Consider the following 25,354-nt stretch of genomic DNA (forward strand, 5'->3'; position numbering starts at 1 on the left):
TTATCGGTTAATTTTAAGTTTTTTACCTGCTATATCTTCCCACCGGTAATAATGAAAAGTCCGGTCATCACTCATGACCACAAATAAGCCATATTTAAAAGTCTCATTCAGTGGCACATTAACGACATCTGACCCATCACTATGGTTGGCAAGAACCTTTACTATTTTCAAAAGTTCATGTGCATAGGGATTTTTCGCTGTACCTGCTCTGTTAAAGATATGAAATTGATTTGCTCCCTGATCCGAGACTAGAATATAACCTTCGGTAGCTGAGGTTTTATAAATAGAAATACCTTCATGATCTTCCTTAAAACCTGTTGTTGCAAATAAAGCCAGCTCTTCATTTCCTTTTTCAGGATCGGCATAATATTGACGTACACCGAACTGTTCATCCGAGTAGTAAATATAGCCCAGTTCGTTATCTACTGCAATAGCTTCTATTTCTTTTTTACCGCTGTACTGACCAAACTTCCTGACCAGCTTTGCTGTAACATGACCTGTTCCATCATCAGTTAACAGGTACTGCCACAGATAAGAACCATCTTTAGGCCCTGTTTTACGGCCAACGATAGCATACATCTTTCCTGCTTTGCTGGTATAAATAGAAATCCCCATCAGATCTCTGAATTCGGGAGCTGTTTCTCCTTCAAATACCGGAAGGCCTCCATGATCGACCGGTTTTAAATCAGGCAAAGAAAATATCCGGAGTTTATGCGTAAAACGCTCTGTAGTAATGGCAATATCAGTTGCTTTACCATTGAGCATCAAACCATAAGCAATATCTACATTATTCGGACGCTTAAGACCTTTTACGACCAGGTTATGCTGGATCTTACCTTGTAAGTCAAAAACATATAATCCGCCTTCTGTTGCCTTATCTGTCCCGATAACCAGGCTTTTTGAAGCATCCTGAGGATTCACCCAGATTGCAGGATCATCAGAATCGAATTGTACTTTCTCTGAGATAATTACAGGCTGAACTATTGCAGTGTCTGCGGCAACCGCCGTGGTACTGGTGATTTTCTGATTGCAGCCTGCAGCTAAAACCGGCAAGGCGAGCAAAAGAAATTTTATAGGATATCTTAACATAAATTGATTCGCTTAAGGCCGATTATTTTAATCCAAATGCCCCGATATTGACAGATGGTGCTGGTGAAGAATAAAGGATCCCATTAACGGTCAATCCATCCGGGAAATTACGGACAAAAGCTGTTGTACCTTTATTCAATGCCGCCGAACCCGGTAATAAATGGAAGTCCCAGCTTTCATTTAAGGTTGGATTATCTGTAGCAGTAACGAGTGGATAGTTTGCAAATTTCGGATCGTTATCCCCTGCTAATTTACTGATCACATCATTTGTTCCACCAATAATATCCGTCTTTGGCTGAAACTGATTAACCGTAGCCTGGCTGTATCCGTAATATAAAGAATTTTTGAAAATTGAACGTTTATCTTCCGGAAGTTTCAGATCTCTTTTAATTCCGAAACGTGTATTGGCAAATAAGTTATTGTAAAGTTCTGCATATACTGTAGCTTCTAACCATATCGACCCGCCTTTTGCAGTTGGTCTTCTCCAGCCTGTGTTCAACATTGTATTGTTATAAGCTACTACATGTGCCTGCGGGGTACGGTCACCTACATTGGAAAGCTTAAGTGCATTGGTATTAGTTGCGTAAAACAGGTTATAACTGATATCAGCCAAACATCCTGATTTGATATTAATTCCTTCGCCACCTACTAAACCAGTACTGTAGAACCTGTTATTGGAAAAGATAATCTTTCCACCTTCTATATAGGTACAGTCATCCCTGAAATACCTGAAAGTACTATTGGTCACGACCAGTTTACCTTTTACATTTGAAAACCATAATGCCGGTGTATTTTCACCACTTTTAGCTTTATATAAACCCATTTTCACAGAAGTTGAAGCTTCTGTGGTTGCACCGCCACCATATTCAAGAGTGGTGTTGTCAAGCAATAATTCTGTACAGCTTGGTGCAGCAAGAATACCACCCCAAAGTTTACCATATTTATTCGCAGCAGTTCTGTAATTCTCTTCTACTGTGATTTTAACTGGGTTTGCAGCACTACCCATGGAATATAAATTCCCCAGAACAATAAATTCTGGTTTAGCGATTGTATCCATGATCACCGTTACCCCTTCTTCAATAATTAAGGTTTTGGATACAGGAACAATAATGTCACCAGTTACCCGGACTACACTTCCTTTGGTCCAGATTCCAAACACTTCTCCCGAAATACCACTTCCATTTTGTGCAATTGGTGAAGTGTCTACAGCTATATTCGCTTTTTTACAGCTGGTAAATAGTGCAACCATTAAGGCTGCTACTAAGCATAATCTTTTGATGTTCATCTTGCTTTATATAATTCGTTTATAACTTATAGCGTAAACCTACCAGGTAAGTTTGTTCGTAAAAATCTTTGCGGATCAGGGTTTCATTCCCACCCTCTTTTTGTTTTGGCAAGTCTGCATTCAAACTGTTTTTGCCTTTGATAAATAACTCATTAGGAGTATTCAGCAGGTTTCCAGCTTTAACAAAAACACTGATGTTATTTTTAAATTTCTTCTCTACAGAAGCATCCATCTGGATGAACCCTTTTTGCCATAAATCGTTGTCCACAAACTGAGAGATCGTATTGATTCTTTCACCCGTATAAGATCCTGCCAGTTGCGCATCCCATCCATGTTTGCTGTCTTTATAAATCAACGATAGATTTCCAGTATGTGCCGACTGGCCAAATAAAGGTCTGCTTTGCTCCACATTAATTAATTTAAGATCACCACTTTCAGTTCTGATCCTGCTGCTTTTATCGGTCGTGATCCGTGAATGCGTATAGGTGTAATTCGCTTTAATTCCTATTTTATGGAAGAATTTGATATAATCCACTTCTAAACCGTAATTTTTAGCTGTTCCAAAATTACCAGGCGTATAATACTGATCCTGTCCTCTGGTCGCATCAGCCTGTATCGTATATTCAATCGGGTCTTTGATGTTCTTGTAAAAAGCACCTGCCAATAACTGATCAGTACTATTCGGGAACAACTCATAACGTAAATCAAAGTTATCCGCAATAGCACGTTTCAAATCCGGATTACCACGTTCCTGATATTCTTCATTCACCGTTTTTGAAGGTACAATCTCATAAAACCCAGGACGGTTCAGAGAGCGGAAATAAGTTGCTCTTAAGTTTTCATTTTTACTCAGGCCATATTTCAGGTTCAGACTCGGAAGCAGGTCTGTATACACCTGGCTACCGGCTGGATTTGACTCTCCTGCAGGAAATAACAGGTTATACCCTTGATTGGTATGCTCTACTCTTGCTCCACCAATCACTTCCAGTTTCGCGATTTTAAAATTGAACATTCCGTATCCGGCTGTAGTTTTTTCAGAAGCATCATAAGTTAATGGATTGGCTACTGCTCCTTTTGGATTCTGAACCTCCCAGTTAATATCCGGATAGTTCATGAAATCAGTTCCGTATAAACCGGCTCTGTTTAAAGGATAAAGAACATAGTTATTATAGAAACTGCTTCTTTGTTTATCTCTGTAAAGCCCACCACCTGTAAAGTCCACTTTTGTACCTGCAATATCTGCCGTATAAGTGATGTCCAGGTAACCCGCTTTGTCTTCATCCGTATTTCTCGACCATCTATGGTCAACTTCTTTTGCTGTAGTGCGGTTATCCAGGAAATTCCTGCGCGTTCCGTTTAGCGATATCGTTGTTTCATCCGGAATATCATTTTTAGCCGTAGAATAAACTGCTGACCATTGTACTTTTAATTTCTTTGGAATCAGCGTATGTTCACCATGCAAAGTGCTGTTATAAATTTGCTGTTCTGTATACCTTGAACGCGTAGCATAAGAGATTTCCGCGCTTCCTGTTGCCGCATTGTATTCTGAAGTGGAGAAATTTGTGGTGATCTGGTCACGTGTCTGTATGCTGGTCAGGTTAACATAAGAGTTAACCAGCGAGAGTTTATTGTTGTCGTTAAAATTATAATCTATTTTCCCGTGTAATCCGTAACGCTTCTGCTGTTCGCTGAACTGTCTTTCGGCCATAGAAGTAATTCTTGAAAACTTATCTGTTTCCGCAACAGTGGAGTTAAAAAAAGTACTGTTTGTACCACGGTAAGTATTCTGATAACTTCCCGCAATTAATACTCCTAGTTTATTGTTTAAAAAGCGCTGTCCAATAGAAATACCACCTACCAGATTAGGATCCGCCTGTTTTGCTTTATAATCCACTGTTCCTTTAGAAAAATCAGCAGCTTTAGCCTCATAAGCTCTGCCGTTGTTTTCATAAGGAGATTTGGAATTGATTGCACCTGCATCAAAAGCAAGGAATTTGCGGTCAAAAAGCATCTGACTGTATCCTGTTGCCAGATTTGCATTCACCTGCAATTTAGAAGGTGCATCTTTCATTACCATATTCACAACACCACCAACAGCATCACCCTCCATATTTGGCGTCAAGGATTTATAGACTTCCAAACGTTCCAGTAATTCTGAAGGAAAAATATCCAGCGGTACATATCTGAATTTGTTATCAGGACTTGGTATTTTGATACCATTTACCAAAGTATAATTATATCTTTTATCCATTCCACGCAGAATAGCATATTGCCCGTCCCCGTTATTACTTCTTTCAATGGTTACACCCGACACTCTTTGTATGGCATTGGCTACTGTTAAATCCGGGGAAATTTCCATTGCCCTGCCAGAAACCACATTCATTACCTGCATAGATTTCTGCTCTATCTTTCTGGCTGTACGCTCTGCAGAGCCTTCCTGTTTAGCTGCAATTACAATTTCGCTCAGGTCATTGCTATGGTCTTCACTCAGATACACATTAAGTGAAGGATTATGTTCCTTTTCTACTTCAATCTGTTTGGTAAAGGTTTGATAGCTGATATAAGAAACCTTAATGGTAAAAGTTCCTGCCTTCACATGTTTGAACTCGAAAGAACCGTCCAAACCTGTCAGGGTTGTTTGTGCTGTGTTTTCCAGTTTAACCGAAGCACCAATCAGGGCCTCTCCAGTTCGATGGTCGTACACATGTCCTTTAATGTTACCGGCTTTTGCCACCGCTATGCTTAAGAATAAGCAAAGAATCGTTTGTAAAATTAATTTCATTGTTCAAATTGTTTGTTTGTGAGCGTGTTGTTTTTTTCGCTGTGACAAAAATGTGTTATCCTTTTTAAGCAGACCAGAAACCACCGTGTACAAAATGTAAACACCGTGAACCTGACTGTATACAAAGCGCATACAGCGTATACAATCACGAATTAACCTGTTGATATTCATTGACTTAAAAAGAACAAATTCACCGTTATCATTCGGTTAGCGTAACATTAAGGAATTGTTAATAGCAGAAATGAGGAGCTTTCCGGATCAGATCAGACCGTCAGCCAGCTAATCAGATCGTCTGAATGAAGGTACTTAAGTTATCTCCCTGACCGATATTCAGTTTTTTACGCAGCCTGTACCTGGCCACCCGGAGACTATCCTGAGAAATCCCAAAAATTACGGCCATATCCTTTGAGCTCATATTCATTTTTAACAGCGCGATTAACCGGATATCATTTACAGTCAGTTCTTCACAATGCGCTTTAAGGTTATCAAAAAACGACTGGTGCAATTGTTCAAATATCTGGGTGAAATCTTTCCACTGCTGGTCATGGTTGATATTCTGATTTAACTGCCGGACCAATTGCTGCAATTGTTTTTTCTGATCCCGTTTATCTTCTTTGATCATCTCATCAAGCTTGGTACGCAGACTATCCAGAAAATTATTATGCTGGATCACTTGTAAAGTATGTGTGGTCAGCTCCCTGCTTTTAAGCTCCAGTTGCTCCTGCTGTGCCTGGTTGAGCTGTTCATTCTTTTCTGCGATAGCTATGTTTTCCCTCAGCTTCAGCCGCTGGCGCGAAATAGTCAGTGCCCCCATAATGATCAGCAGTAAGATGACCACAACTACCGCTACACTGCTAATCAGGTTTACCTTTTTGCTGTTTTCCAAAGCGGCAATCTCATCGTTTTTCTTATCTATATTATAAATGATCTGTAAAAAGGACATCTGCTTATTACTCTCATCAGAATACAAATGAAGTACATGCTTACGGCTCAGCTCCATATAATAATAAGCACTATCATTTTGTCCGGTCAGGTTATAGGATTTAGCTATATCCCGGTAGGCAGAAGCCTGTTGATATTCATTTTTAGTGGCAATGGACAAACTTAAAGCGGTTCGCGTATACTTTAATGCCTGCTTATAATCACCCGTTTTACGAAAAACATCACCCAGATTATTGATAACTTCAATACTGGATACTTCATTATTTACGGCCTTGTATAATTTTAAAGATTCATCGAAGTAATATTTCGCGGAATCATAACGAACCAGATCTTCATGGATACTCCCCAGGTTTTCATAGATTTTACCCTCTCCCTGTTTATATTCCGCCAGCTGATACTCTTTTAAAGCATGACGTTGATAATAAAAGGCGCTGTCATAACGCTGTTCCTTTTCATATAAATGACCAATGTGCCCGTATGTCTCTCCTAATCCTATATGATTATGAGTCATTTTATAAAGCTTCAGTGCCTGATCATACTGCTTTCTGGAAGACTTTTTATTGAAATTCTGCTCATAAACTACCCCCATATCATTCAGATTGTCAGCTAGTAAGCCTTGTTCATTAAGTTGTTTAAATAGCTTATCTGCTTGCTGATGGTATTCCAAAGATTGCGCATAATGCCCCTGGGCGTAACATATTTTCCCCATCTGCTGCAGGCACATTCCAATAATCTTTTTGTTATTGTCTGCCAATGCCTGGTGATAAAGCTTCTTCAGCTGGATAAATGCAGAATCCGGGAAACGGTTACTGAGTGCTAAAGTGCGTTTAAGTTCCTGTTCAGGTACTGATCCTGCCTCAGCTTTGCCCAGTTGGAATAAACAGAAAAGCAGTAAAATTGAGGTTTTAAGATATAATTTGCAGTTGACAGCTATCATTGGAGAACAATTAAACAGCCGCTTGATTGGAGATCCGGCCCTTGCAAAGAAAGCCTTCTAATATGAATTCAATGTTAAGCCAATGGTAATGAATACTAAAATGTTAGGTTTTGTTTAATAACATGATAACATTAATCGTACAAAATAAGAAATAAAAGATTTAAATTTAGGCATAGGTATTGATATACATTCTATACTAAAACTATTTAACATCCATTATATGCTAAGACACACCTATTACGATCCGAACGAAACGAATATGCCGGAAAACAAATTGATTGACTTACAAGAATATTACGAAATTGAATATTGGTCTAAAAGATTTGGTGTAACACCAGAATTATTAAAACGCGCAGTAAAAGAATCAGACAGTGCTGTTGCTGACGAAGTAGAAAAATATATCAGAACTAAATACGCTTAATAAAAAGGTTAGCTATTATATAAGGCGCTCAATTACATTAAAGGAGAAAACAGACGACTTAACTTTTCAGGAAACTGTTTGTATAAAGGTCTTTTTTCCCACTCTTCAGGATTAATCTGTATGGCATCTTCCAGATCCTGATAGAATATTTTTGTCATTTCCTGAGCGGTATGACTATCATAAATCACACTGTTCACCTCAAAGTTCAGTTCGAAACTCCTATTGTCCATATTGGCCGTTCCAATCACAGACAACTGCTGATCCGAAACCATCGTTTTCGCATGAATAAAACCTTTCTGATATTCATAGACCTCTACTCCTGCGCTCATTAAATCACCATAATAAGACTTTCCTGCCGCAGAAACCATTCTTGAATCAGATACACCAGGTACCAGTAAGACTACTTTTACACCACTTAATGCAGCTACAACAAGTGCATCCAGCAAACTTTCCCCTGGAATAAAATACGGCGTAGTAATCAAAATTTCCTTTTCCGCCATCCCTATCGCCTGGATCAATGAAAACAGGATGGTAGGATTATCTGAGTCAGGTCCGCTTGCGGCAATCTGCATCACGGCATTTTCGCCATTTTCCTGAGAAGCTGAGAAGAAATCCCGTTGAGGAACAAGTTCTTCATCTGCACAGAAATTCCAGTCACAGATAAACAGATATTGCAGATAGTAGATTCCGGGGCCCGTTATTTTTAAATGGGTATCCCGCCAATAAAGCTGATCAGGACGTTTTGGGCTATTGATATAACGGTCACTTACATTAATTCCGCCGGTAAATGCAATATGACCATCAATAACAATAATCTTGCGGTGATTTCTGTAATTGATCCGGTTGGCCAGTGCAATAAACAGAATCTTATAAAATGGATAAGCTTGTACGCCTGCATCAATTAATTCGGGAACCACCTTTTTACGGATGCTGCTGCTGCCAAAATCATCATAGATTAAACGTACCTGCACCCCTGCCCTGGACTTCTGCATTAAAATCTCTTTGATCGCATTGCCTATTTCATCATCTTCATAGATATAATATTCAATATGGATGTGATGTTTTGCCTGTTTTAAAGCTTCCAGCACCGCCGGAAATTTCTCTTCCCCATTTTTTAAGATGTCAACCCTGTTATTCCCGGTCAGATTACTTAAACCATCATTCAACAAGAGCTTCACGAGTTTCTGATATTTCAGGAGTTCATCGGGTACACTGCTCCATGTTTTCTCAGATTCTTTTAAAATCCGCTTTTCAATGTGGCGTTGCATCAATTCATTTTTAACGATCTTTTTACTGTATAATTTCCGCTTGCGGTAATTGGTTCCCACACAGAAATAGATGACAATTCCCAGTATAGGAAAGAAAACAGTTAACATCAGGTAAGCCAGCGTCTTACTGGTTGAATTGGTATCGTAAATAATGCGCAGGCAAGTCGCTATAACAAGCAGTGTATAAACAATTTCCAGTAAAAGTATCCAGCTGATTTCTTGCATATTATTGTAAAAAGATATTGTAAAGCATATTCCCCAAATGTAACCAAAGATTTAATTCTGCTGTCCAAAGATTTATATTTTTAAAACAGCCAAAAATAAATAGTAGTCGTTCAGTATCAACAGATTGACTATTTGACTATTTCATCAGAAAAAAGCAAACCTTGGCATAAAATTGGTGGTATAATTTTCAATTAACGAAACCCATAACTAATGAATAAGAAAATTTTAATATTTGATGACGATCAGGAGGTGCTTACCGCAATAGAGTCATTGCTTGATTTTGTAGACTGGGATTTATTTACCTTTTCAACTGGTCAGGACGCTCTGAAGAAAATTGAAAAGGAAAGCCCTGATTTAATTCTGATGGATGTCGAATTAGATGGATTTGATGGCCGGGAAATTTGCAGGTCAATTAAAGAAAACTCAGCACTGCAACATATTCCTATTATTCTTATTTCAGGGCAACTCCGTCCCGAAATGATCATAGACACGGAGTTTGGCCCGGACGATTTTTTACCAAAACCATTCAATATTGGTGATTTGATTGATAAAGTATATTTTCAGCTGGCCTCTTAACTTATAAGGTGTCCAGCGCTTTTAAAATTGTGGAGCAGGCTTTCCTGATTTCTTCTTCAGAGATAATTAATGGAGGAGCAACCCTTAAAGCTGTTTCACAATGTAAAAACCAATCTATAATGATCCCATCAGCAGCACAAAGCTGACTTACTTTTTCTACCTGCTCAAAACTGTCCAGTTGAATACTCATCATTAATCCTTTCCCCCTCACCTCACGGATGAGTGGATGAACGAGTAATGTTTTGAATAATTCTCCTTTTGCAGCCACTCCGGCTACCAGGTTTTCCTCCAGGATAACTTCCAGACTTGCCAGGCCGGCTACACTCGATACCGGGTGCCCGCCGAAAGTAGTAATATGGCCAAGGATAGGATTTTCTTTGAGCACTCCCATCACTTCCCTGTTAGCGATAAATGCACCAATTGGCATTCCGCCACCCAGTGCTTTGGCCAGCAACAGGATGTCAGGCACAATATCATAATGTTCAAAAGCAAAGAGCTTGCCTGTACGGCCAAATGCGGCTTGTATTTCATCCAGAATAAGTAAAGTACCAGTTGCAGTACATCTATTCCTTAGTTTTTGCATATAAGTTCTGGAAGCTACCCGGATTCCCGCTTCTCCCTGTACGGTCTCCATAATCACACAGGCCGTATTTTTAGTGATCAGCTCCAGGTCTTCTTCTTTACCGTAGGTTATAAAATGAACATCCGGCAGCAAAGGGCGATACTTTTGTTTAAAATGTTCATTGCCCATTACGCTTAATGCGCCATGTGTACTGCCGTGGTAGGCATGGTGACAGGAAATAATTTCTGATCTTCCGGTATAGCGTTTCGCTAATTTTAAAGCTCCTTCTGTGGCCTCAGTTCCTGAATTGACAAAATATACATTATTCAGTTTTGAAGGCAGCACACTGATCAGTTTTTCTGCAAACCTGACCATTGGAGATTGCACAAATTCACCATAAACAGTGAGGTGAAGATATTTATCTAATTGTGCTCTGATCGCGTCCAGTACTTTTGGATTTCTGTGTCCGATATTGCTGACTGCAAATCCAGAAACCAGGTCCATATAACTTTTTCCGTTCAGATCATACAAATACATTCCTTCTGCATGATCAACTTCAAGCATATTCGGACTGGTAGATGTTTGTGCGTTATTACGTAAAAAAAGCTCTTTATGACTGATCATTGGATTTTTTGAATTTTGCCGTAAAACTACTTATAATTTAAACAGGCTCTAAGCAAAAAAAGATCTTTTCCATGTAAAAATCACGTCTTAGGCTCCTCATGAGTATCAACGGGTCTGATAATCATCCTTAAAGACTGATCCTTAGAAAAGTAAGCGACTGTCCAGTTATAGAAAGTCCTGAACCTGTTGCGGTAAGAGATCAATGACATCAGGTGAATAAATAGCCAGGCCAGCCAGGCAATAAATCCGTTCAGGTGAATCCGTGGCTTAGGTAAATCTACTACAGCTTTATTGCTTCCGATAATCGCCATGCTGCCCCTGTCTTTATAAATGAAACTACGGGGTACTTTCTGTTCAGCAATACGGATAAAATTAGCAGCCAGGTTTTTACCTTGCTGAATAGCGACCTGGGCAACTTGCGGATGACCTTCCGGATAACCAGGGTCACCAGATTGCATCGAAGTATCACCAATGGCATAGATATTTTCCAGTCCCTGCACTTTATGGAAGCCGTCAACAGTCATTCTTTTTCCTCGTCCGTAACTGCTTGCAGGAATTCCTTCAAAGCGCATTGCACTCACACCTGCTGCCCAGATCAGGTTTTTGGTGGCAATTTCTGTTCCGTCAGAAAGGATCACTTTATCATTCACAAAATCATTAACATGACTGTTCAGCAAGATCTTTACCCCTAATTTAGTCAGAGATTCATAAGTGTTCACCTGGGATTTGGTACTCATAGGCTTCAACAAAGCCGCGCCACCATCAACCAGGTAGATCTGACCTCCTGTATTCTTCAATTCAGGATAATCTTTATGCATGATATTATGGCGCATCTCTGCAAACATTCCTGAGATCTCCACTCCTGTCGGCCCGCCTCCTGCAATGACAATTGTCAGGCTTTTTGCAATCTCCGCTCTGTCTTTAGTGATGGTCGCTTCTTCAAAATGTGTAAGTAATTTATTACGCATTTGTATCGCATCACTCAGCGTTTTCATTGGAATGGCATTTTTCTTTACATTCTCCATTCCAAAATAGTTCGTCTCTGCACCAGTGGCAAATACGAGTTCATCATATTCAATAGTACCGTTACTTAATACGAGCTGGCGGGATTCCGGAATCACCTGAAGTAACTCGCCTAATCTGAAATGTAAGTTGCTTTTATTTCTGAATAGTTTACGGATCGGGTAACTGATACTGGATGGTTCCAGAAATGCTGTAGCCACCTGGTAAATCAGTGGTGGAAAAAAGTTATAATTGTTTTTATCCACCAATGTAACTTGATAGTGTTTCTTTTTTCCGAGTTCCAATGCTAAGTTAATACCTGCAAACCCTCCGCCTATGATAACTATTCGTTTCTGCATAATTTATATTTTAACTATCAGCGCCGGGAGCACCTGATGATAGTCTCTGACTAATGACAGTTAAAAGTAAATAATGTTTTGAAACCTGAATGTAAAAATTATTAGGGTTAAGCTGGCAGGCTGATTTTACCCATAGTCACGCCTGGTATTCCGCGGCGGTGACCAAAGTCAGTTTGTCCGCCTGCTACACACTCATTCGCAAGCAGGGCGAAAAGCACCGCTTCCTTAGCATCCGGATCTATCCCCAGATCAGCAGTATTGTTCAATGAAAATCCCAGTCCTTCGCCGATTTTCTGTACCAAAAGCGGATTATGCATGCCGCCTCCGCTTAAATATACTTTAAAGGGCTGATCACCAATAGCTTTTTTGATAGCTGTAACGATACTGATCGCCGTAAATTCACAAAGGGAAGCTAAAGTGTCTTCTTTGGAAAGCGCAAGCTGTCCGCTTACTTCTTTTGCATTTTGCAGGTAAGACAAATTGAATAATTCCGGCCCTGTAGTGCGTGGAAAAGACTGCTCAAAGAATGGGTGAGCTAACAGTGCTTTAACAAGCGCAGGACTTGGAGTTCCGGATTTGGCAATGGCTGCATCCTGATCGTAATATTTACCTGGATAATTGAGTTGAACAAATTGATCCATTAAAGTATTGCCGGGGCCAATATCTGTAGAAAATACGAGATCAGGATTTTTTCCCCCGGGCAGATAAGTGAAATTCGATATACCGCCAATATTTAATAAAATCCGGTTTTCATCCGTGCTGGAAAGTAGCAGGTAATCTCCATACACAGCCAGCGGCGCACCTTCTCCGCCGGCAGCAATATGTTTCTGTCTAAAGTCACTCAGGGTAATTATCCCGGTCTGTACCGCAATATGATCACCATCACCTATTTGCAACGTGGCATTTGGATAAGGTTCCAGCTGATGCAGGGAAATAGGTGCATGAAAGATGGTCTGTCCATGACTGGCTACTAAATCAACAGCAGCTGCCTGGTATCCCCATATTTTTAAAGCTTCCAGAATCAGTTTGGCAGAATAACTTCCGATAACCGCATTCAACAAAGTAACTTTTTGCAGTTCCACCTGTGTTTTAAAGGAGATTGCCTTCAATTCTTCTTTGAACTGCTGGCTGTAAGGCATCGTAATGAAATGTAATACCTTGACTTTAGTCTCTGATCCAGATCCGGTGAATTCACATAAGGCAATGTCTAAACCATCCAAAGAGGTTCCGGACATTAATCCGGCAATTATCCTGGAAGGGGCTGCGGCTATTCTGGCTAAATCAGAGAGGTGAACATTCATATTTCTTATTGAGGGATACTTTTTAAAAGATCAAGCGATAGTCCCTGGAAATTATCACCAAAATGATGATCACCCGGAACCATTTCTGTTTTCAAACCTGCTTTGATAAATTTTGAGGCAATACCACCGCCTTCTTCTGTTCCAAAGAAACTGACTACAGGTATATTTTTGATCTTTTTCATCTCGGCCTGCACATTGTAAGTTTCTGTCGTACTGCCAAAACTTAGCATATCCAGCACATGAATTTCAAAATCAGCAGTCACATCCGGAGATAAAGAAAGTACAGCCGAAAGGCGTGATTTCAAAGCAGGTGTTAACCGCTCAGCAACAAAAGGAACAACAGATGCCCCAAAAGAATAACCCGCTAATACAAATTTATCTTTGTTAAACTGGGCAGTATAATGCAGGATGGCTTTGCTCAGGTCTGAAGTAGTCTTTTCAGGTGTGCGGGCATCCCAGAAATATTTTTGTGCATCCAGACCAACTACAGAAAGTCCTCTTTCTGCGAGAGCTTCTGCAAGCGACTGATCAAAACTTGTCCATCCGCCATCTCCTGAAATCATCAGTACCAAAGGAAGCTTACCCTTTTTAGCGGCAGGAATAATAGTTAAAGGCAGATCTTCTCCGTAGAGCTTGATCGCTTGTGTTTTTAATTCTTTATTTTCTCCTTGTTTGCGCTCAGCGAAGGACGGTGCGTTTATTATTTTTTGAAAAGCAGCTTTGAATTGCGGCTCCCATTCACCCGTCACCGCAAAACCATGTCCTACTTTTGGCAAATCAATCAATTCTGCCATAGGCATATCTTTCAAAAAAGAGGCAGTGGCTGCAAAAGGACAGGCCTCATCTTTAAACCCATTGAGCACAATAAAAGGAGCAGTCAGCTTTTCAGTCCTTTCCAGCCAGAAAGAAACGCCAGGTTTAAGTACGTGCTGTGTTAATCCGCTTCCTTTACAAAAAGGTTTTTTTGCTACAATATCCGGGCAAAAACCCAGGGCAATAGCACCTTTAAATGTATTGGCAGGTGCTTGTGCCAAAATCCCGTAAATCAGGGTTGCTCCATAAGAATAGCCAACCAGAACAGGTTTGCTGTAATTACTGAATTTGTATTTTTTCTGAATCATTAAACTCAGCTGTTCGAAATCGGCAGCCGGATAATAACAGTCAGTTTTACGTTTGGATAAGGCTTTCTGATAATTCCGGGCATCGATACCCAGCACCAGTGCACCTTGCGCGGTAAGATCCCGGGCCATATCAATTACACCATCTTTCCATCCCCCGTCACCAGAAACAAATAGCACAACTGAGGTTGGCTTTTGAACAGGATGATAAATCATGATTTTACCAAAAGCCCCGTACCGAAGAGCTTCTTCTCCTTTGATCGCAAACGATGGTTTGCCGAAACAAAATAACATTGCGATGACGAGAATCAATCTTTTCATAAGCTCATTTAAGGTTTAATCACTTTGGATAATACAGCCGGAATTTGGATAAGGTCATAATCCTGCGCATAAACCAGGTATTTATTATGCCATACTGGTGAAAATTTATCCTTCGCATCCCTGAGTCCTTTGTAATGAGAGAAAGATTTGATCTTCTCATAAGCAAATTTCAACGAGCGTTCAGGAAGGTTCTTTGGATCATTCAGACCTGATAAAGGTGCAAAACCAATATTAACAGAAGTATGCCCTTTTTCTTTCAGATGCTTAAATAACTCCACCAGAATAAAGTCAATTACACCATTTGGTGCATCTGCTGTTTTTCTGATCAGATCATAAGTCCCCTCACCTTTAGCATAATCAGGAATAATATTTAAAAAGGCAACAATCTTTTCTTCCGAATTCTCTACAGTGATGATCGTTTGATTTTTCAGTTCTTCCCAGTCAAACATCCCCTGGGAGAAAACAATCTCTTCACGTTCTGTTTCTGCCAGCCATTCATCAGAAACAGATTTTATTTTTTGTAACAGCCCATCTTTAACCGGTGCTTCATAAATCTTGCTATGGTATCCTTTTTCCCCCACCTTTTTAAGAGCGTTACGGATCGATTTTCTGCTTCCTCCATCCAGTGTAAAAGTAGTCAGGTCAACCACCCCTTCCTGTCCTAAGAATAAACGCTTTTTACCACTTTGGGTAAAGGCTTCCAGGTTTTCTTCAGCTACGCGATAGTAAAAGCTTTTCATTCCGCTTTCAAAGCAGTACTTATCAAATGATTTGATAAACGCTTTTAAGTTTTCAGGGGCTGTTACCGGTGATTCCAGCACAACAGCAAAGTTTCCGGCGATCCGGTAAGAAATAAAGCCTTCCAGATCAGGTGAACGGTAAATCAGTTTATCAGGATAGATCTTGAAATAATCCATCGCCGAATTTCCGTATTGATCTAATTGAGTTCTTGCCCAGTCAAACTCTTCTGCATCAGTCGTATCTTTAATAATATATGGGCGGATCAAAGTATAAACCAGGAAGGCCACAGACAGGAACCCGCTGATATTGATAGAATACAAAAACCCTCTTGCGAAAGAATCCTGCGGAACAAGATCGCTGCTGTCAATCAGTACAAAATTCTCCAGCGTATATTTTATAGATTGAAGAATACTAAAATTAACATTAAAGTGTTTGGCATCCAGGAAATAAAAACCAATAGTGCCATATAAAACTACCGCAACAACACTGAGCAAGGTCGTTTGAATCCCTATAAAGCGGAGTCTGGAATTATGTTTCACATAATATTCTTTTCTGGAAGCAATCAGGCCAATAATAACGATAACTGAATACAACGCTTCTTCATAATCAAAAGCCTTGGTCAGATTTCCAAACAGAGAGAATATGCATAAACTCAGGGCGAAATACCAGGCCATTTTTAGCCCTCTGAGCATGAATGCAGCTGTAACGAGTAAAAATAAGCCGACTACGAGTACAAAGTAATTTGATGCTGCAATAGCTGAAATAGGCAGAAAATTCTTTAAGAACACCAGTCTTTCGTGAATTGCCGGTGTGAGTACAGAAACTATATTTACAATTCCCAAAGCAAGAATCATCAGGGCCGGTACAATACGCATCAGCAGTTTATTGATTTTAACCAGGAAGCTTAAAGCGCCCAGCACCATTGGAATCCAGAATTCCATGAAACGGTACAGGAAAGTAACCGATACAGCCGCTGCTTCTGAATAACCTAAACGGATCAGCATAAAGGTCATCGAAGCTTCTACTGCACCTAAACCTCTTAAAAATGGAGAAATAATCAGGAATACCACACCAACTACATAACTGATCGTCGCGATAATGATAGAAGGCTCAATATTCAGTGCCACCATAGCAATATAAATATGCACTACACCGATGATTTCGATCACCATGCTGCAAATGAAAGTCCGGATGAATCCGTTACGCTCAATTTTATTGCTTTTGAATTCTGCAAGAAAAACCTCTACGGAAGGAATATATTTAACCAGTAGCTGATAAACTTTACCACTATTGGCAATAGATCTGTAAATCAAATAGATACCGCCTATTAAAACAAAAACGGAAATCAATCCGATCCATTCCCCTGCACCTATACTCCCTTTAAAGATCGCATAAATAAATACCGGGACCGCAATAACGACTACTGAAAGTATACCTACAAAACCATAAATGGATGAAGCAAAATTAATCTGGGATTTAGTCACTCCTTTTTTCTCGATATCTCCACTAAAAAAGGCAAGAGAGGAAACTCCTCCTGCTGGCAGAAATACACTGACAAAGTTCCTTTTCAAATACAACATCGTGGAATCAAGCAAATTAACTTCACTCCCTACTGCTTTAAAAGCATATTTATACATTAAACCATGTACAAAAAGGTAAACGACACTGAGTACGATTCCCAGGGTGATCCAATCCCATCTGGAGGTGAGAACAAGGTGTTTTACTTGTTGGAGTTCGGCTTTTTCGTGCTGAATAAACCAGATGCCCAAACCAATAAAAAACAGCGTGAAAATATAACTCGCAATGATTTTATAATTATCCTTTATAAAAGGGACCGGGTTATATTGTGCAGATAATTTCATGTATAAGTAACGCTTTTCAAATAGTAATCAGGATAGCAAAAGTATGACATTTCTGCTGATTAAAGAATCTAATATGCCTAATTAGTCTAAACTAATTCTTTAAACCGTTTTCTGTCAGGGTTTGGTTTTTCTTTATCCTTGATTTTGAAAAGACAACGATACACATGGCAATGAAAGACCAGAGCAGCATTTGCCAGGTAGAAAGTGTCCATCCTCCGTGTTTCCAGCATAACAGGCCAAAAAAAGTTCCTATTCCACCCCCTATAAAATAGGTAGTCATATAAATCGTATTTAAACGGCTATGAGAGTTTTCATCTAAGGAATAAATCCTGGTGAAATTGGTAATCTGTGTAGCCTGTACACCAATATCAAGTATAAATATGGAGATAATCATCACGATCACTGAAACCGGAAAAAGTTTAAGCAGTATCAGGCTGAATATAATCATAGCTACACTGATGATTAACGATTTCTTCGTATTGCCTTTGTCTGCTAATTTCCCGAAATATGGAGCCACTAATGCGCCGCCAATTGCTACAATACCAAAAAGCCCGATGGTATCTGCATGAAAAGCAAAGGCCGGACCGCTCAGGTAAAAGGTTACGGTTGTCCAGAAAGAACAGAAAACACCAAATGTAAATGCCCCCAGAATCGCCGACCTGCGCAAGAGCTCATGTTCCTTGACCAAAGCGAGTGTTGATTTAAGTAGTTCGATATAAGTACCTGTAAATTTATGTTTTACGTTTGGCAGATAAAGTTTTAAGAGCACAGTAATGGTCAATACCATGATGGCCGAAATCGCGTAAACGTAACGCCAGCCAAGCCAGTCTGTAATGAATCCGCTAATGACCCTTGAACCTAATATACCAACCAGAATTCCGCTAAAAACAATCCCCACGGTTTTACCCCGGTTTACCTTGTCCAGGCTGGCAGCCATAGGCAGGATAATTTGTGCGGGCGCTGAGCATACCCCAATAAGCAGACTCAGCATCCAGACGAAAACAACACCTTTGGCAAGTACCATCAGGATCAGCATGACAGCCAGGCTCAGCATCAAAATAAGAATCAGCTTTTTCCGGTCTACTTTATCTCCCAGGGGGATCAGGAAAAACATGCCCAGACCATAGCCCAGCTGTGCAAACATGGATACTCTCCCGATTTCTGCATCAGTAGCGTTCAGAGAAATTGCCATTTCCTTCAAAATTGGCTGATTATAATAAATATTGGCAACGGTAATACCCGCAGCAACAGCCATTAATAAAATTGTACCTGATTTTAACTGGTCACCTTCCTGGTGCAGGTTCTTATTTTCACGATTCATCCGGCCGCAAAAATAACTAATAATAGGAAGAATTCAGGTTTCTGTTTGCTTTCTCTGCAATTTCTATTAAAGTATAGTTTGATAAGATCATCGCATGCCCGGGTTTGATACAAACATCATGTTCAAAGTGAACAGATGGTTTACCATCTGCTGTTCTCACTGTCCAGCCATCTTTTGATACCTTGATATCTTTAGTACCCAGATTCACCATAGGTTCAATAGCCAGCACAAGGTTCTCTTTCATGATAATCCCCTCGTTTCTTCTTCCGTAATTGGGTACCTGCGGGTGTTCGTGCATGGAACGGCCAAGACCATGGCCCACAAATTCTCTGACCACCCCATAACCATTACCTTCTGCATGGCGCTGGATAGCACTTGAAATATTAGTTAAATAACTGTCTGCCACAGCATGTTCAATCCCTTCATAAAGACATTCTTTAGTTATCCTAACCAAATCTATAACTTCCTGCTCTGCCTCTCCTATAATGAAAGTATAGGCATGATCTCCATGAAATTCATTTTTGATAACGCCTACATCTACCGAAACAATATCACCATCTCGCAGCGGCTTGTCATCCGGCATGCCATGTACCACCACATCGTTTAATGAGGTACAAATATGATGGGGATAACCTTCGTAGTTAAGAAATGATGGAATAGCATCATGATCCGCAATATATTCAGCTACAAGTTTATCCAGAGCCATGGTGGTAATCCCCGGCTTTAAAACCTTGGCGACTTCGGTGAGCGCGGAGCTAATTAAGGTAGCACTGATCCGGATCAATTCTACTTCTTCTTCTGTTTTAAGTATAATCATGAGATTGCGGGTTATTTTTCCTGTTCAATTTTTAAGCTCCGGTCAGCAAAACCTGCTGTTTCCTGCAAGTGATGACTGACGATAATGGTAGTGGTGCCAAATTCTTTTAATATAATTTTCAGTTCAGTAATTAAGCTTTCGCGCAGGTCATCATCAAGCGCAGAAAAAGCTTCATCCAATAAAAGCAGTGCAGGCTTCAGGGCCAGCGCACGCAGTATAGCGAGTCTTTGCTGCTGACCTCCTGAAAGCTGCTGCGGCTTGTGCAGGCCAAAGGATTCCATTTTCCCGATTTTCAAGAGCCTTGTAATCAGCTGCTGATCTGCTGTAGCATATTGAAGATGTTCCTGTACGGTCATATTTGGAAACAAGGCATAATCCTGAAATACAAACCCTGCCCGGCGTTGCTGTGGCTTCCAGTTGATCTTTTTGCCGATGTCCAGCCAATAAGTATCTTTAACCTGTATTGTGCCCCTATCGGGAGTAATAAGTCCAGCCAGGATCTTTAAAAACGTGGTCTTTCCTGAACCCGAAGAACCATAAACCCTGGTAACCGATTGTGCAGGAAACTGTGCATCGACCAGAAGCTCAGTATTTCCTTTATAGGTCTTTATCTTTTTATAAACTTTTGCTGTGATCATTCTAATGGCCCCCGTATTGAATTTCTGTTAAAAATGAAAACCAGGATCACCAGCATGAAAGTGATTGCGAATAAAACCAGCGAATATTGATTAGCTTGTTGATATTGATTGTTATCAACAGCATCATAAATTGCAATGGAAGCAACTTTAGTAATCCCATCAAGTTTCCCTCCGATCATCAATACCACACCAAACTCCCCTAGTGTATGGGCAAAAGTCAGTACAATTGCAGTATAAAGTGATGCTTTGATATTAGGTAACAATACCCTGTAAAAGGTTTCCAGTTTGGATTTACCCATCGTATAAGAAGCTTCTGCAAGCGATTTTGGTAAGTGTGCGAGTGCAGATTTTACCGGGCTGACCATAAAAGGCAGGCTGTAAATCACCGAGGCGACCACTAAGCCTTCAAAAGAGAAAACCAGGCTCAGGTTTAAATATTTTAACAACCAGCTTCCCAGCACACTATTCGGGCTGAAGGTGAGCAGTAAATAAAAACCCAGCACAGATGGTGGTAAAACTAATGGCATCGTCAGCACGGCTTCAATGACAACCTTACCTAGCGAACTGCGCCTGGAAAGCCAGTAAGCAAGTGGAATACCTATAAACAACAGTATAAAAGTCGTAATCGCAGCGAGTTTCAGGCTCAGCCATATCGGGGTCCATTCCATTAATCTTTAGTTGGATTTATAATTTCTGTAGCCATACTGACTAAAAACAGCTTTCGCGTCAGCAGAGAAAAGATAATCATAAAATCTTTTATTTTCCGTATAATTCTTACGCTTTGCGTAATGCAGCAATAGCGCTCCCTGCTGAATTGGGGTATAGGTAGCGGGGTCTATTCTTTGCCACTTCAAATGATCTGCAGGCTTAAGTTCATAGACCAGTGATTCTGTAGTAAACCCAATGTTCACTACCTTTTTAAGCACATAAGTATTCACCTGGCTAATGCTCTCGCCAAAAACCAGGCGGGGAACCAGCGCAGCATATAAATGATAATGTTTCAAAGCTTGTTCTGCTGCTTTTCCATAAGGGGCCAGTGCTGGATTTGCAATGGCTATTTTCCCTGTTTGCTGATCGCTGATTAAAGCTTTCCAGTTTTCAAGAGATGCCCCGGTAGCAGAACAAACAATCAGACTGCCCAGTGCATAGACCCGCGGTTTCGTTAAGGCAAAACCCTCGGTATATACTTGCTGCGCAAAATCCATATCCGCAGATAAAAACAGATCATATGGTGCCCCATTTTTTATTTGAGCAGCCAGTTTACCAGACGAACCACTAATGATTTCTACATTTATACCCGTCTTATTTTTAAAATCAGCCGCAATTTTCCTGACCACAGTCTGTGCATTTGCCGCAACCGCGACTCTGACGGGCTGACCAAAGGCAGGGATGAAGGTAAAGACTGCTAAAATTAGTAAAACGATTTGCTGGATAAGATTGGATGTTTTGCGGCAGATAGGATTTTGAACAGGGATTACTAATAAACTGTATTTCAATATTTTGTTTATTTAAACTGCCTTAACTATTCATTAGTTAAGGTGAAGAATCAAAAATAGTATGTTTAAATCAGTAAACAAACAGAAATAAAACAGCTAATGTATAAAACGGTTTTTCAATATTCACGAGTTGTTTAACAGATTTTTTTACCTTTATTTTTCAACAAATTAGAATGGAATATACCGAGATATGTAAACCTTTTGACTCCCTGACTGTGAAGGAGCTTTACGCGATATTAAAACTGAGAAGCGAAATATTCGTAGTAGAACAAAATTGTGTTTTCCTGGATACAGATGGTAAAGATTTATCCTGTCAGCATCTGATGCTTTATCAAAATAAACAGCTGATGGCTTATGCAAGAATAGTTCCCGCTGGATTATCATTTACCGAGCCCTCTATAGGAAGGATAGTAAGCAGCCATGCGGCAAGAGGAAAAGGATTCGGCAGGCAGCTTGTTTCACTGGCTATTGCCAACTGCCAGCGCTTATATGGGAATAAGCCAATAAAAATTGGTGCACAGCTTTACCTGAAATCATTTTATGAGTCATTTGGCTTTGTAATTTACGGAGAAGAATATCTGGAAGATGACATCGTCCATATAGATATGATCAGACCCGTAACCACTTCATAACCAAGGAATAACAAGGTTGTTATTTGATACAATTAATTGTCATTTAATGGTACATTTCTGAGAAAATATGATTAATATTATATAAGTTTTTATACATATTTAACTTAATCAATCTCTCATGGAAACAACTACTTTTTCAAAATTTTCAGCCGAATTTTTCGGTACACTGGTCTTAGTGCTGATGGGCTGCGGCAGTGCTGTAATTGCTGGCGCAGACGGTACCAGCGGAGTCGGTTTGCTCGGCATATCCTTCGCTTTTGGATTATCTGTAGTCGCTATGGCTTATGCAATTGGCCATATTTCAGGTTGCCATATTAACCCGGCAATTTCTATTGGTATGGTGGTCGTGGGACGTATGAAATCAAGCGAGGCAATTATCTATATCATTGCACAGGTACTGGGAGCGATTGCAGGTGCAGGAATCTTATATCTTATTGCATCTGGCAGGGATGGTTATTCTCTTGCTGATGGCGGTTTAGGCCAAAATGGTTACGAGGCAGGCTCCCCTGCTGGTTATAACCTGGTTGCTGGCTTTGTAGCTGAAACCGTGTTTACCTTTATCTTCCTGATGGTAATTTTCGGATCAACTTCTACAAAAAACATCAACGGTGGTTTTGCTGGTTTGGCCATTGGCTTAAGTTTGGTATTGATTCATATTGTTGGTATTAAAGTAACAGGTGTATCTGTCAACCCTGCAAGAAGTATTGGCCCTGCATTGTTAGTGGGTGGCCGCGCAATCAGCCAGGTTTGGTTATTTATTGCTGCACCTGTTTTAGGGAGTATACTGAGTGCTGTAGTATGGCGTTTCCTGCTGGAGAAAAATTAGTGCTGTAAATTGAAAACCCTTTTTGCAATGCATTCAGCAGGTTTCATAAGTGCTCATTCATTAATTGCGTATTTCTACGCAGGATAAAGGGTGTTTTATCTGCATCATATCAGTTTCTATCTTTATACTTTTGAATTAAGGTTAACATCTCAGCTAATCAACGTTCTCATCTCATGTTAGAACAGAAAAAGCCTCGTAATGGAGTCCCCTACCAGTTAGACAAACCAGGGAGACTTCAAAACGGGGCTTTTTCAATTGTTAATCTGTGTAAACCCGGGCTTAAATCAAGCTGCAAAAAACAAAGAAATGATTATATAAATCAAAGAATAGCTATAAATTATATTTAAAGACAGATGGAGTAACTCCTGTATGTTTTTTGAAATAATTATTGAAGTGCGCAGGATAATCAAATCCAAGACAATACCCAATTTCAGCAACATCCCAGTCTGTATTTTTCAGCAGGGTTTTCGCTTCATCCACAATCCTGTTACTGATCATTTGCGTAGTGGTTTTGCCAGTATGCGATTTAATCACATAATTTAAATGATTCACATGGATATTCAGCTGGCTGGCAAACTCAGAGGCACTTTTGATTTTGAGTGGGTTTTCTGGTGAATCTACTGGAAACTGGCGTTCCAGTAATTCGATGAACATCGGCGTTATCCGGTCAGAAACATCTTTATGCGCAATTAAACTATCAGCAGATTGTATCTTTATCCCCTGATGTATGATGAGTTTAAGTAAACTTCTGATCACCTCAAATTTATACTCATAATCACTTTTCAATTCTGCTATCATTTGCCTGAAATACCCGCTAACTAAATCTGTTTGTTCCTGATTGAGAAAAAAAACGGGCTCCAGTACCGGGTTAAACAGCGGACAGGTCAGCTCTAGTCCTTTCTTCAGTTCGGCCGAGATAAAAGAGTCATTGAACAAGCACAAATAGCCTTCCTGGATCTCTGTGGTAGATTCCCAGGAATAAGGTACAGAAGGATTTGAAAAAACAAGTGCAGGCTCACTGACTTCAATCACCTGATCTGCAAAGTGAAGTCTGCCTGCTCCAATGGTCAGACACATTTTATAGTGATCCCTCCTGTTGTAGGGAGTCACTTTATTGCAGTAGGATCTGGGCTGGACGTTAAAATGACTCAAATTACCTTTAGGGTTTAATAAATCAGAAGGAATAGCCTGATTTGTTCTGTGGTAATAATCTCCAAGGGTTTCTATAGCTGCCTGCATGTTGAATTGAATATTTCAAAGAACAAAGATAATTAAAAAACAGCGCTAATTTTTCACTCTTCCTTTTTCAAGCTCAGCACTATCCCGCTTAATTTTCTATCCAATACGCTTCCAAAATTATAATTGAATGCCAGGCATAAGGAATACAACGCTATAAAAACGTTCCCGAACAGGTTGATTTATAGCGATACTATCGGTTTTTTATATCTTTACAAGTAGCCAAACAGCCTTGTTCGCTATTAAATAGTACATAAAATGATTCAAATATTAAGAACAGACTCAGAAAACCCGGACTTTATTAAGCTTATCAAGCTTCTTGATGAATATCTGGCAGAAAAAGATGGCAATGATCATTCTGGTTATCAGCTCATTCCAAATTACGGGCAGTATGCAGAGATTGAGAATAGCGTCTGCCTTGAAAAAGATATGATCCACATTTTTTAACAGGATGAATTATCTACTGCTCGACTGGTTCTTCACCTTGCTTCATTTGGTTATTATCGGCTTTAATTTATCAGGATGGATATGGCCGTCTACAAGAAAGCTGCATCTCATTGTAGTAGCGCTGACTTTAGGCTGCTGGTTAATCCTGGGTATCTGGTACGGCTTAGGGTATTGTCCGATTACAGACTGGCAATGGCAGATTAAAGAAAAATTGGGTGAAGTTAATCTCCCGGGTTCCTTTATTAAATACTATGCTGACAAGATTTCCGGACAGGATATCTCTTCTCTATTTATTGATATCATAACCGGTGTTAGTTTTACGCTGGCAATAATGATGACTATTTATTTGAATTTTATCAGGAGGAAACGCATTTAGCCTGCAAATATTTCTGTGTGAATTGTGTAAACAACAGTCAGTAATTTACTTTTTACTGTAAACTAATTCCAGTATAGGACAGTCGGTTTCTGGTCGGAGTTGAGAGGGGGTTGAAAGGGCCCCTGGCCCTTTCAACCCCCTCTCAACTCC

Annotated in this window: 22 protein-coding genes; 6 read left to right on the top strand and 16 right to left on the bottom strand. The window is 40.0% G+C overall.

The window, feature by feature from the left end:
• From AB3G38_RS05330 to AB3G38_RS05345, 4 genes are all read right to left on the bottom strand, one after another.
• Positions 1-1,089 (bottom strand): phytase, encoded by a 1,089-nt coding sequence (locus tag AB3G38_RS05330; RefSeq protein ID WP_367867462.1) that lies wholly within the window; start codon positions 1,087-1,089, stop codon positions 1-3.
• A gap of 22 nt (positions 1,090-1,111) precedes the next feature.
• Complete coding sequence (locus AB3G38_RS05335; protein ID WP_367867463.1) at positions 1,112-2,374, bottom strand: right-handed parallel beta-helix repeat-containing protein; 1,263 nt, start codon at positions 2,372-2,374, stop codon at positions 1,112-1,114.
• A gap of 19 nt (positions 2,375-2,393) precedes the next feature.
• Positions 2,394-5,156 (bottom strand): TonB-dependent receptor, encoded by a 2,763-nt coding sequence (locus tag AB3G38_RS05340; RefSeq protein WP_367867464.1) that lies wholly within the window; start codon positions 5,154-5,156, stop codon positions 2,394-2,396.
• A 283-nt stretch (positions 5,157-5,439) separates the two neighbouring features.
• Positions 5,440-7,035 (bottom strand): tetratricopeptide repeat protein, encoded by a 1,596-nt coding sequence (locus tag AB3G38_RS05345; RefSeq protein ID WP_367867465.1) that lies wholly within the window; start codon positions 7,033-7,035, stop codon positions 5,440-5,442.
• A gap of 220 nt (positions 7,036-7,255) precedes the next feature.
• Between AB3G38_RS05345 and AB3G38_RS05350 the strand changes: the two genes are divergently transcribed.
• Positions 7,256-7,456 carry a DUF3606 domain-containing protein gene (locus AB3G38_RS05350; protein WP_367867466.1) on the top strand — a complete coding sequence of 67 codons (201 nt, stop codon included), beginning with the start codon at positions 7,256-7,258 and terminating at the stop codon, positions 7,454-7,456.
• 32 nt (positions 7,457-7,488) lie between these two features.
• Here the strand turns inward: AB3G38_RS05350 and cls are convergent, their stop codons facing one another.
• Entirely contained in the window at positions 7,489-8,949 is a 1,461-nt protein-coding gene (cls, locus tag AB3G38_RS05355) for a cardiolipin synthase (RefSeq protein ID WP_367867467.1), read from the bottom strand.
• A gap of 210 nt (positions 8,950-9,159) precedes the next feature.
• Here cls and AB3G38_RS05360 point away from each other — a divergent pair, with 210 nt between their 5' ends.
• Positions 9,160-9,525: a PleD family two-component system response regulator gene (locus AB3G38_RS05360; RefSeq protein WP_367867468.1), complete on the top strand. Its 366-nt coding sequence runs from the start codon at positions 9,160-9,162 to the stop codon at positions 9,523-9,525.
• Between the two features lies 1 nt (position 9,526).
• Here AB3G38_RS05360 and AB3G38_RS05365 read toward each other — a convergent pair whose 3' ends face one another.
• The 10 genes from AB3G38_RS05365 to modA all read right to left on the bottom strand — a co-directional run bounded on the left by AB3G38_RS05365 (position 9,527) and on the right by modA (position 21,687).
• Positions 9,527-10,711, bottom strand: a complete 1,185-nt coding sequence (locus AB3G38_RS05365; protein ID WP_367867469.1) for an aspartate aminotransferase family protein — start codon at positions 10,709-10,711, stop codon at positions 9,527-9,529.
• An 80-nt stretch (positions 10,712-10,791) separates the two neighbouring features.
• Positions 10,792-12,072 carry an NAD(P)/FAD-dependent oxidoreductase gene (locus AB3G38_RS05370; protein ID WP_367867470.1) on the bottom strand — a complete coding sequence of 427 codons (1,281 nt, stop codon included), beginning with the start codon at positions 12,070-12,072 and terminating at the stop codon, positions 10,792-10,794.
• Positions 12,073-12,179: 107 nt separating this feature from the next.
• On the bottom strand, positions 12,180-13,373 hold the full coding sequence (locus AB3G38_RS05375; RefSeq protein WP_367867471.1) for an anhydro-N-acetylmuramic acid kinase: 1,194 nt from the start codon (positions 13,371-13,373) through the stop codon (positions 12,180-12,182).
• A gap of 5 nt (positions 13,374-13,378) precedes the next feature.
• Entirely contained in the window at positions 13,379-14,812 is a 1,434-nt protein-coding gene (locus AB3G38_RS05380) for an AcvB/VirJ family lysyl-phosphatidylglycerol hydrolase (protein ID WP_367867472.1), read from the bottom strand.
• 8 nt (positions 14,813-14,820) lie between these two features.
• A complete protein-coding gene (locus tag AB3G38_RS05385; RefSeq protein ID WP_367867473.1) occupies positions 14,821-17,415 on the bottom strand; it encodes a phosphatidylglycerol lysyltransferase domain-containing protein in 2,595 nt (864 codons plus the stop codon).
• A gap of 91 nt (positions 17,416-17,506) precedes the next feature.
• Positions 17,507-18,736 carry an MFS transporter gene (locus AB3G38_RS05390; RefSeq protein WP_367867474.1) on the bottom strand — a complete coding sequence of 410 codons (1,230 nt, stop codon included), beginning with the start codon at positions 18,734-18,736 and terminating at the stop codon, positions 17,507-17,509.
• Positions 18,737-18,752: 16 nt separating this feature from the next.
• Positions 18,753-19,553, bottom strand: coding sequence for a type I methionyl aminopeptidase (map, locus tag AB3G38_RS05395; RefSeq protein ID WP_367867475.1), 801 nt, complete (start codon positions 19,551-19,553; stop codon positions 18,753-18,755).
• Between the two features lie 11 nt (positions 19,554-19,564).
• A complete protein-coding gene (locus AB3G38_RS05400; protein ID WP_367867476.1) occupies positions 19,565-20,191 on the bottom strand; it encodes an ATP-binding cassette domain-containing protein in 627 nt (208 codons plus the stop codon).
• Positions 20,188-20,859, bottom strand: coding sequence for a molybdate ABC transporter permease subunit (modB, locus tag AB3G38_RS05405; protein ID WP_367867477.1), 672 nt, complete (start codon positions 20,857-20,859; stop codon positions 20,188-20,190). Before modB ends, AB3G38_RS05400 begins: the two co-directional genes overlap by 4 nt.
• A 6-nt stretch (positions 20,860-20,865) precedes the next feature.
• Positions 20,866-21,687, bottom strand: a complete 822-nt coding sequence (gene modA, locus AB3G38_RS05410; protein ID WP_367867478.1) for a molybdate ABC transporter substrate-binding protein — start codon at positions 21,685-21,687, stop codon at positions 20,866-20,868.
• A 173-nt stretch (positions 21,688-21,860) separates the two neighbouring features.
• Here modA and AB3G38_RS05415 point away from each other — a divergent pair, with 173 nt between their 5' ends.
• Together AB3G38_RS05415 and aqpZ are read left to right on the top strand one after the other, a co-directional pair.
• Complete coding sequence (locus tag AB3G38_RS05415) at positions 21,861-22,319, top strand: GNAT family N-acetyltransferase (RefSeq protein ID WP_367867479.1); 459 nt, start codon at positions 21,861-21,863, stop codon at positions 22,317-22,319.
• 118 nt (positions 22,320-22,437) lie between these two features.
• Positions 22,438-23,145: an aquaporin Z gene (gene aqpZ / locus AB3G38_RS05420; RefSeq protein WP_367867480.1), complete on the top strand. Its 708-nt coding sequence runs from the start codon at positions 22,438-22,440 to the stop codon at positions 23,143-23,145.
• Positions 23,146-23,475: 330 nt separating this feature from the next.
• On the opposite strand, the gene AB3G38_RS05425 is transcribed toward aqpZ, so the two are convergent.
• Positions 23,476-24,384, bottom strand: coding sequence for a helix-turn-helix domain-containing protein (locus AB3G38_RS05425; protein WP_367867481.1), 909 nt, complete (start codon positions 24,382-24,384; stop codon positions 23,476-23,478).
• A gap of 255 nt (positions 24,385-24,639) precedes the next feature.
• Here AB3G38_RS05425 and AB3G38_RS05430 point away from each other — a divergent pair, with 255 nt between their 5' ends.
• Positions 24,640-24,828, top strand: a complete 189-nt coding sequence (locus AB3G38_RS05430; protein ID WP_367867482.1) for a hypothetical protein — start codon at positions 24,640-24,642, stop codon at positions 24,826-24,828.
• A 4-nt stretch (positions 24,829-24,832) separates the two neighbouring features.
• On the top strand, positions 24,833-25,204 hold the full coding sequence (locus AB3G38_RS05435) for a DUF2784 domain-containing protein (protein ID WP_367867483.1): 372 nt from the start codon (positions 24,833-24,835) through the stop codon (positions 25,202-25,204).
• The last annotated feature ends 150 nt before the right edge of the window (positions 25,205-25,354 follow it).

It is taken from the genome of Pedobacter sp. WC2423 (genome assembly GCF_040822065.1).
Lineage (GTDB): Bacteria > Bacteroidota > Bacteroidia > Sphingobacteriales > Sphingobacteriaceae > Pedobacter.